The 7715-nt window shown below is 61.6% G+C and carries 10 protein-coding genes and 1 pseudogene; 5 read left to right on the top strand and 6 right to left on the bottom strand.

Annotated features, from left to right (window positions below; genetic code table 11):
- Positions 1–182: 182 nt before the first annotated feature.
- On the top strand, positions 183–1400 hold the full coding sequence (locus tag AC3WTM_RS29380; protein ID WP_102672882.1) for a cytochrome c biogenesis protein DipZ: 1218 nt from the start codon (positions 183–185) through the stop codon (positions 1398–1400).
- 9 nt (positions 1401–1409) lie between these two features.
- Here AC3WTM_RS29380 and AC3WTM_RS29375 read toward each other — a convergent pair whose 3' ends face one another.
- Positions 1410–2402, bottom strand: a complete 993-nt coding sequence (locus AC3WTM_RS29375; RefSeq protein ID WP_102672883.1) for an AraC family transcriptional regulator — start codon at positions 2400–2402, stop codon at positions 1410–1412.
- A 178-nt stretch (positions 2403–2580) separates the two neighbouring features.
- On the opposite strand from AC3WTM_RS29375, the gene AC3WTM_RS29370 reads away from it, so the two are divergent.
- Together AC3WTM_RS29370 and AC3WTM_RS29365 are read left to right on the top strand one after the other, a co-directional pair.
- A complete protein-coding gene (locus AC3WTM_RS29370; RefSeq protein WP_057715442.1) occupies positions 2581–2850 on the top strand; it encodes a DUF4242 domain-containing protein in 270 nt (89 codons plus the stop codon).
- A gap of 45 nt (positions 2851–2895) precedes the next feature.
- Positions 2896–3708 carry a class I SAM-dependent methyltransferase gene (locus tag AC3WTM_RS29365; RefSeq protein ID WP_102672884.1) on the top strand — a complete coding sequence of 271 codons (813 nt, stop codon included), beginning with the start codon at positions 2896–2898 and terminating at the stop codon, positions 3706–3708.
- 125 nt (positions 3709–3833) lie between these two features.
- On the opposite strand, the gene AC3WTM_RS29360 is transcribed toward AC3WTM_RS29365, so the two are convergent.
- Both AC3WTM_RS29360 and pcsA read right to left on the bottom strand, forming a co-directional pair.
- Positions 3834–4220 carry a DUF488 domain-containing protein gene (locus tag AC3WTM_RS29360; RefSeq protein ID WP_102672885.1) on the bottom strand — a complete coding sequence of 129 codons (387 nt, stop codon included), beginning with the start codon at positions 4218–4220 and terminating at the stop codon, positions 3834–3836.
- 2 nt (positions 4221–4222) lie between these two features.
- Positions 4223–4945: a phosphatidylcholine synthase gene (gene pcsA / locus AC3WTM_RS29355; RefSeq protein WP_102672886.1), complete on the bottom strand. Its 723-nt coding sequence runs from the start codon at positions 4943–4945 to the stop codon at positions 4223–4225.
- Positions 4946–5201: 256 nt separating this feature from the next.
- Between pcsA and AC3WTM_RS29350 the strand changes: the two genes are divergently transcribed.
- Positions 5202–5927, top strand: coding sequence for a tellurite resistance TerB family protein (locus tag AC3WTM_RS29350; RefSeq protein WP_102672887.1), 726 nt, complete (start codon positions 5202–5204; stop codon positions 5925–5927).
- Here the strand turns inward: AC3WTM_RS29350 and AC3WTM_RS29345 are convergent.
- Entirely contained in the window at positions 5924–6367 is a 444-nt protein-coding gene (locus tag AC3WTM_RS29345; protein ID WP_057715437.1) for a cupin domain-containing protein, read from the bottom strand. The two genes, AC3WTM_RS29350 and AC3WTM_RS29345, sit on opposite strands and share 4 nt — an antisense overlap.
- Before the next feature lie 163 nt (positions 6368–6530).
- On the opposite strand from AC3WTM_RS29345, the gene AC3WTM_RS29340 reads away from it, so the two are divergent.
- Positions 6531–6743, top strand: a complete 213-nt coding sequence (locus AC3WTM_RS29340) for a DNA polymerase ligase N-terminal domain-containing protein (RefSeq protein ID WP_371918644.1) — start codon at positions 6531–6533, stop codon at positions 6741–6743.
- A gap of 106 nt (positions 6744–6849) precedes the next feature.
- Here the strand turns inward: AC3WTM_RS29340 and AC3WTM_RS29335 are convergent, their stop codons facing one another.
- A complete protein-coding gene (locus AC3WTM_RS29335) occupies positions 6850–7524 on the bottom strand; it encodes a DUF3313 domain-containing protein (RefSeq protein ID WP_207238542.1) in 675 nt (224 codons plus the stop codon).
- A gap of 50 nt (positions 7525–7574) precedes the next feature.
- Positions 7575–7715, bottom strand: a pseudogene (locus AC3WTM_RS29330) (transporter); the annotation flags it as partial.

Here is a 7715-nt window from a genome sequence, read left to right as displayed (position 1 = left end):
GCAAGCCAAACACGCATCAAAACCAGTATTGCAGAAATGGGGGGATCCATAGATGTGGGAGCGAGCTTGCTCGCGATAGCGATGGTTCAGTCAAAGATGTGTCGCCTGACCGGACGCCATCGCGAGCAGGCTCGCTCCTACAGTGGTGAGGTGTTGCCCTCTAATTTGCATTAGGTGATCCCATGTTACTCATCGCTTTCCTGGGCGGCATATTGACCGTCCTCAGCCCGTGCATCCTGCCGGTCGTGCCATTCATGTTTGCCGGGGCCGACCGTACACGCTCCTCAATCCTGCTCACCCTCGGTGGCATGGTTCTGACCTTTGCCCTGGTCTCCAGCCTGGCCGTGGTCAGTAGTGAGTGGGTGATACAGGCCAGCAACACCGGTCGCCACGTGGCGCTGGTGGTGATGGTGCTGTTCGCCCTGTCGCTGATCTCCGCCCGGGTCGGTGACTGGCTGGCGCGTCCTTTCGTGCTGCTGGGCAATCGCATCGACCCGGACTCGCGCAAGATGTCCGGGCCGTTGGCTTCGATCATGATCGGTGTCGCCACCGGGCTGCTCTGGGCACCCTGCGCCGGGCCGATCCTCGGGGTAATTCTCACCAGCGCCATGCTGCAAGGTGCGAACGCTGGCACCAGTCTGTTGCTGGTGGCCTATGGCGCGGGCAGCGCGCTGTCCCTGGGCACCTTGATCTTTGCCGGGCGCGGCCTGGTCAATCGCTTGAAGCCGTCGATACCGGTCACCGGCTGGTTGCGCCGTGGCGCCGGGGTTGCGGTGCTCGCCGGTGCGGCGGTGATTGCAACGGGGGCCAATGACCTGTTGCTGGCCAACACCTCATCGGAAGGTGTCAACCGTGTGGAGAAAGGCGTGCTGGAAGCCGTTCCGAAAGTCGTCGATTACCTGGTCAGCAAGGTCAAGGCAGACAGCACCATGGGCGATGCCCAAGGCGCCATGCCCTCGCTGTCCGGCGCTGTGGAATGGCTCAACTCGCCGGCCCTGAGCAACGAGGCCCTGAAAGGCAAGGTTGTGCTGGTGGACTTCTGGACCTTCGACTGCATCAACTGCAAGCACACCCTGCCATACGTGAAGGAGTGGGCGAAGAAATACGAAAAGGACGGACTGGTGGTGATCGGCGTGCACACGCCTGAATACGGCTTTGAGCGCATCATCGACAACGTCAGGGCCAAGGTGAAGGAATACGGCATCACCTACCCGGTGGCGATCGACAACAACTACGCGATCTGGCGCAACTTCGACAACCAGTATTGGCCGGCGCACTACCTGATCGATGCCAAGGGGCAGGTGCGTTACACCCACTTCGGCGAAGGTAGTTACGACACTCAGGAAAAAATGATTCAGCAGTTGCTGGAGGAGGCCAAAGCCGGCACGCCAGCGGCGTAACTTGCTCGATCAATGGCTCACGGGTCTTGCCCCGTGGGCCATGATTTTTTTCTCCTGTCCGCGCCGCCATGCTGCCGGCGGTGCTCCAAACTCGCGACGGAAAGCCCGGCTGAAAGCGGTATCGGTCTGGTAACCGACTTCTTCGGCAATGCGCGTCAGTGAACTGTTGCTGCTGCGTAACAGATTGGCGGCGAGCAACATGCGCCACTGCGTCAGGTACTGCATCGGTGACACCCCCACCAGTTGTTGGAAGCGTTCGGCCAACACCGATCTTGAGGTGCTGGCGGTGCGCGCCAGTTCGTCCAGCGTCCAGGCGTGGCAGGGTTTTTTGTGCAAGGCGTTGAGAGCGGCGCCGACGATGCGGTCACGCACGCCGGCCAGCCAGCCGGTGCGGCCTTCGCCCTGTTCGTTCATGTACAGGCGCAGCACTTCGATGAACAGCACTTCGGCGAGTTTGGCCAATACCCCTTCGCCGCCGGGGCGGGGTGAGCGGGCTTCGGCGAGGGCATAACGCACGGAGGACTCCAGCCAGACACCGGCGCTCGAACCGCGCACATTGACCCGCACCACCGCCGGCAAGCCCTTGAGCAATATGCCCGCCAGGCGCGTGTCGCACGCCAGGTAACCGCACACCAGGCGGGTGACCGCACCGCCGCCGCCATAACTCAACTGCCGGGGCCGGCGGGCCAGCACCGCATCCAGTCGCGCACCCGTGGCCGGGGGCAATCCCGGTCGGGAGCACATGCGATGGGCATCGCCCTGGGGGAAGATCACCACGTCGCCCGCACTCAGTAGCAGCGGCGGGTCGTCGCCCAGTTCGACGTAGCACTCGCCCTCGGTGATCAGGTGAAAGATCACCACCCGTTCTGCATCGGGCTCCAGAAAGGGCGCCGCCGTGTCGGCACTGGGCGACTGGTAGCACCAGGGCGCGGTGAACCGGGCGTTGATGAAGATTGCGCCGACCAGGTGCACGACACGCAGGGTCTGTGACAGGGCGTCCATTGGGGATTTCCCGTGGAAGGATTTCTGATTGTGAGCGCCTCGGCGCGCGCCGTGGAATCTCCGGACGATCGGGCAGGGTTGGGCGACGATCGGACAGGACGCCAGCGCTCGTCAGGGCGATAGTTTGATCACAGGGTGAGTGCCGCCCTGCCATCAAGAACAATAAAGAGAGGTTGTCATGCCTAAGTTTGTTATTGAACGTGAGATCCAGGGCGCCGGAGCATTATCGGATAGGGATTTGAAAGCGGCTTCGCAAAAGTCCTGCCGGGCGTTGCGTGAGTTGCCTGAGGTGCAGTGGCTGCAGAGCTATGTCACCGGTGACAAGCTCTACTGCGTGTACATCTCGCCGAACGAAGAGCAGATCAGGGAGCACGCTCGAGTGAGCGGGTTTCCCGCCAATCGCATTTCCCAGGTCATGAACATCATCGATCCGACAACGGCGGAGTGAATGCCCGCCAGGCCCGACTCGTGTTTCAACCCAGAGACCTTCTCCATGAGTACACCTATTGATCTGACTGCCTTGAAAAACCGCCAGATGGCCTCCTGGGCCAGCGGCGACTACGCCGTGATCGGCACCACCCTGCAGATCGTCGGCGAGCAACTGGCCGAAGCCTGTGACCTGTTGTGCGATGAGCGCGTGCTCGACGTTGCCGCCGGTAACGGCAACGCAACCCTCGCGGCTGCGCGCCGTGGCTGCCAGGTGACGTCCACCGACTATGTCGCCGCCTTGCTCGAACGCGGCGAAGAACGGGCCCGGGCAGAACGGCTGAATGTCTCCTTCCAGGTCGCCGATGCCGAAGCCTTGCCCTTTGCCGACGGCAGCTTTGATGCCGTGCTGTCGACCTTCGGTGTGATGTTCACGCCGGACCAGCCCAAAGCCGCCGCGGAACTGGCACGGGTTTGTCGCCCGGGCGGGCGGATTGGCTTGGCCAACTGGACGCCAGAAGGTTTCGTCGGCCAGATGTTCAAGACCCTTGGCCAGCACCTGCCACCCCCTCCGGGTACCAATCCGCCCTCACGCTGGGGCACCGAAGCCTGGCTGCACGAGCATTTCGACGAGCGTGAATTCCTGCTCCAGGTGACGCGTCGCACGTTCAATTTCCGCTATCGCTCGGCGGCGCATTTCATCGACACCTTCCGCCAGTGGTACGGGCCGGTGCACAAGGCCTTCGCCGCGCTGCCCGAGGATGGCGCCAAGGCCCTAGAGACCGACTTGACCGAGCTGATCAACCGGTTGAACCGGGCGGGCAACAAGTCGCTGGTGGTGCCGAGTGAGTACCTGGAGGTGGTGATCACGCGGCGTTGAGTGGCCATGCATAACCTCTGTAGGAGCGAGCTTGCTCGCGATGGACTTCCAGTCGCAGTTTCTGTGGCGGATACACCGCGATCGCGAGCAAGCTCGCTCCTACAAAGGGCCGGTGTCAATGCCAGCTAAACAACCTCTGCCCCACGTGCCGCCAGCAACTCACGCAACACCGACCGATGGCAATGCGCTTCATCCTCGCAATAACAGCCCACGGCCAGGGACGTCTGATGGGACAACGCGGCCAGCAGATCCAGTAACTGACTGGCAGCGGGCTGGCTCATCTCGGCCTTGAACTTGCGCCGGAAAACCTCCCAGGCCTTGGCATCTTGCGCAGCCTTGGCCTCGGCCACCAACTGCGCACTGGGCGACAGCAGCGGCTGCCAGACATCATAAAAGTCCCGACGGGCGAATTCGGCTTTCGGTACGCCACGGGGAGGGCGGCGTACCGTGCCCAGGCGCAATCCTTCATCGGGTCGACGAGGTGAGCCGAGTTGAACGATATGGACCGCCATGGCTACTTGAGCCTCGATTCGTCGAACCACTCCAGCGCCGTGCGCCACAAGCAGATGCCCAGGAAGTACGCCGACATCAGCAGCCACAGCCCCATCACCCACGGGTTGATCAGCGGATGGTTGAGCACCAATGACAGGCTGCACAGCAACCAGATGGCGGTCACCGCAATGTTGATCGGCATGAACCGGCGCACGCGAAACGGGTGCAGGAATTTCATCCGGGTGACGGTCAGCAGGGCCAGGCCAATGACTGTAATGAAGGTGATCCACGGCGACGGGGCAATGATGTAAAGGCACAGGGCAACCACGTTCCAGGCGGCGGGGAAGCCCTGGAAGTAGTTGTCCTTGCTCTTCATGTTGACGTTGCAGAAGCAGAACAGCGACGACACCAGAATCAGTGACACGCTCAGCAGCAAGGTGTAGTCCGGCAACGGGATATAGCGATAGATGAACAGTGCCGGGATAAACACGTACGTCAGGTAGTCGATCACCAGGTCGAGGGTGGAGCCATCGAAACTCGGCAACACCGACTGCACGTTGACCTTGCGTGCCAGCGCACCGTCTAGTCCGTCAACGATCAGGGCGACACCCAGCCACAGCAGGCAATGGGTCGGCTGGTTTTCCAGCAGGGACAGGGTGGCGAGGAAAGCGGTAACGACGCCAGTGGCGGTAAAACCATGGGCGCCCCATGCTTTGAGCCTGGCGATGTACAGGGTTGAAATCACAGGGGCGTTCTCCAGTGAATGAAGCAAGCCAGTTGTCACCTCGCGTACGGGCGGTGGCAAACCGGGTCGGGTTGCAGGTATCGACCGGGTATCCGGGAATAAGGTTCACCACCCATGAATCTTAGCTGCGGCGCAAGAAAATACCCCGGACGAATCCAGGATAGCGCGGGAGGGTCAGCCCAACGGTGCTGGCACATTCGCCTGCGGGGGCTATCGTTGCCTGACTGGATAAACGCCCTTCAAGAGGACAAACGTCATGAACACCAGCGATCTGCTCGAACAATTACTGCGCGCCGGCCAGGGCTCGATGGCGCGACAGGGTGGCGCATCGGCCCAGGGCGGTCTCGGCGACCTGGGTGGATTGCTCGGCGGCTTGTTGGGCGGGGGGGCCGGTACCAGTGCTGGCGGCGGTGGCGCAGGGTTGGGCGGTTTGCTCGGTGGTTTGCTTGGCGGCGGTTCGCCGATGGGCGGTGCACCGCAAAGTCGTTCCACTGGCGGCACCAATTATGCGGCGCTGGCGTCCCTGGGCATGATGGCGTTCCAGGCGTACCAGGCCTGGCAGCGCAGTCAGGCCTCGGCGCCGCAGGAAGCGCCACGGACCGTGGACTTGCTGGCCGGCCCGGAGGCCGAGGAGCACAGCCATGCGATCCTGCGGGCATTGATTGCCGCGGCCAAGGCCGATGGCCGCATCGATGCCGCCGAGAAGCAGATGATCAGCACTGAAATCGGCCGTCACACCGACGATCCGCAATTGCAGCAATGGCTGGACGACGAGGTCGCCAAGCCACTGGATGCCTATGACATCGCGCAGTCGGCCACCGACCCCGGCATGGCCTCGGAAATGTACCTGGCCAGCGTCATGCTGGTGGACGACCAGCAGGACGCCGAACGCAACTATCTGGATGAACTGGCCGCGGCGTTGCAGATCGACCCGCAGTTGCAAGTGCACCTGGAGCAGCAGGCCAAGGGCGGTGCGGCCTAAATCGCCTTGGGCAGCAGAAACGTCACCCCGAAGCTTTCGGCTATCTGCAAGATCCGCGGCAGGTCCTCGGGTACCTTGAGTTGATCCAGCGCCGTAAAGAACTGCCCGCCGCGTGGATCGGACACCACACCGATCATTGTCGCAGTGGGGCTGACGTTCTTGTAGGCATGAATCGAACCGCTGGGGATATGCACGTAGCCACCGGCCAGGACGGTGGTGGCTTTGCCTTCGACGGTCACTTCCACCTGACCTTCAACGACGTAAAACGCTTCGTCCCAGGGATGAAAGTGTGGCGGCGGCCCGCCTCCTTGTATGCCTTTCTGGATGTGCATCTCGAACGGTTTGCTCAGATCCCCGCCGGCCAGGACGGTGATCGTTTCACCCACGACGTTGACCGGCCCCGGGGGATTTCCGGCTTCGATGATGTGAACCCTGCGCATGGCTGCTCTCCGGGGGATGAGACTGCACCGCCGAAGTATAGGCCCCGAAGCGCCAGCCGGGTGGCGCGCCCATGGCCCGTCTGTCCGGGCATTTTCAACGCCGATTGAATTACTGCGCCACTCGTGTGCTCTGCCTGGTTAGAAGACGTTTGCATTCAACGTCCTGGCGCGAAGCATACCCGAGGGGCATTACCGCGTGGGCGAGGTGATCGTCTGGGACCGGGGCATCTGGACTCCCCAGGACGGTCTCGCCAAAGCCTGGGCCAAGGGTCGACCCAAGTTCGAGTTGCAGGGGGAGAAGCTCGGCGTGGACGTGCCCAAAACCCGGCAAGCGATCACTGCCGAGATGCGTCGGTGGGTGAGGATGAAGAAGTGAACTGTGCCGATAGGAGCTGCTGAAGGCTGCGACCTTTTTATGGTTTCAATAACCTGAAGATCAAAGGATCGCAGCCCGCGGCAGCTCCTACGCGAGCAACCTGTTCTTACTTGAGGAAGGCCTGGAAGTCGGTACCCAGCTTGTCGATCGCCGCCTTGAAGTCTTTGGCGGTAATCTGCTGGCTTTCGTTTTTCAGTTCGGTGCCGAACACCTTGCGCACCACTTTGGCCACAGTCTGGTTGCTCCTGGCGTCGACGAACTCGGCTTCGATGAACAGGGTGGTTTCCTGGTCACGGTGACCGGTGGCTGCCTGGGTTGCCCCGACCACGGCCGCGATGGGCACCACTTCATACCACTTCATGCCTTCGTTCTCGGCGTTCACCCCGGTAATCGCCGCGCGCATGATCAGGGGGCGGGAGCCCGCCGGTGCGGATGAGCTGTTGGTCACTACGCGGTATTTCTGACCCAGCGTAGCCTTGGCCTTGCTGGTCATGTGGTTCTGAATGTCGGTCAGTGTCTGCTGGTTGACACGTTCATCGGGTTTGGGGGCCGGGTAGAGCTCCAGTTTGTTGAACACCACGGTGTCATAGGCATTCGGGTTCCACGCAGGGCTGACCCAACGCATCGCGGTGCCGCCGCTTGGCGTTTCGACTTCCTGCAGGTTGTTGTAGTTGGACAGGAAGCCTGAATATTGCTCCTTCTCCGTCACTTTCGAGGTGCAGCCGCCTAGCAACAGGCTGGCCAGCGTAGCGCCGACGAGCAGTTTTCGGGACAGATTCATAGTGGTGTTTACTCCTTGGTTTAAATCGTCATTCTTGTGTTTACAAGATATCAAAATCGCCAGCTCATGTTTCCGTTTATAGACTGAATCCAGGCATTGTCGAATTGACCGGAAATTCGATTACCCGATACGGACTTGGCTTGGTCCACCGGCATGTCGCCGAGCCAGACCATGGCCCAACTGACGTTGAC

It is taken from the genome of Pseudomonas sp. EU05-FHT14B02, from assembly GCF_058791055.1.
Note: the sequence above shows the minus strand (reverse complement) of the source record. Positions and strands in the feature narration are given on the sequence as shown.

Coding starts and splice junctions, on each gene's coding strand:
- AC3WTM_RS29380 (WP_102672882.1), top strand. CDS start 183: ATGTTACTCATCGCTTTCCTGGGCGGCATATTGACCGTCCTCAGCCCG.
- AC3WTM_RS29375 (WP_102672883.1), bottom strand. CDS start 2,402: ATGGACGCCCTGTCACAGACCCTGCGTGTCGTGCACCTGGTCGGCGCA.
- AC3WTM_RS29370 (WP_057715442.1), top strand. CDS start 2,581: ATGCCTAAGTTTGTTATTGAACGTGAGATCCAGGGCGCCGGAGCATTA.
- AC3WTM_RS29365 (WP_102672884.1), top strand. CDS start 2,896: ATGAGTACACCTATTGATCTGACTGCCTTGAAAAACCGCCAGATGGCC.
- AC3WTM_RS29360 (WP_102672885.1), bottom strand. CDS start 4,220: ATGGCGGTCCATATCGTTCAACTCGGCTCACCTCGTCGACCCGATGAA.
- AC3WTM_RS29350 (WP_102672887.1), top strand. CDS start 5,202: ATGAACACCAGCGATCTGCTCGAACAATTACTGCGCGCCGGCCAGGGC.
- AC3WTM_RS29345 (WP_057715437.1), bottom strand. CDS start 6,367: ATGCGCAGGGTTCACATCATCGAAGCCGGAAATCCCCCGGGGCCGGTC.
- AC3WTM_RS29335 (WP_207238542.1), bottom strand. CDS start 7,524: ATGAATCTGTCCCGAAAACTGCTCGTCGGCGCTACGCTGGCCAGCCTG.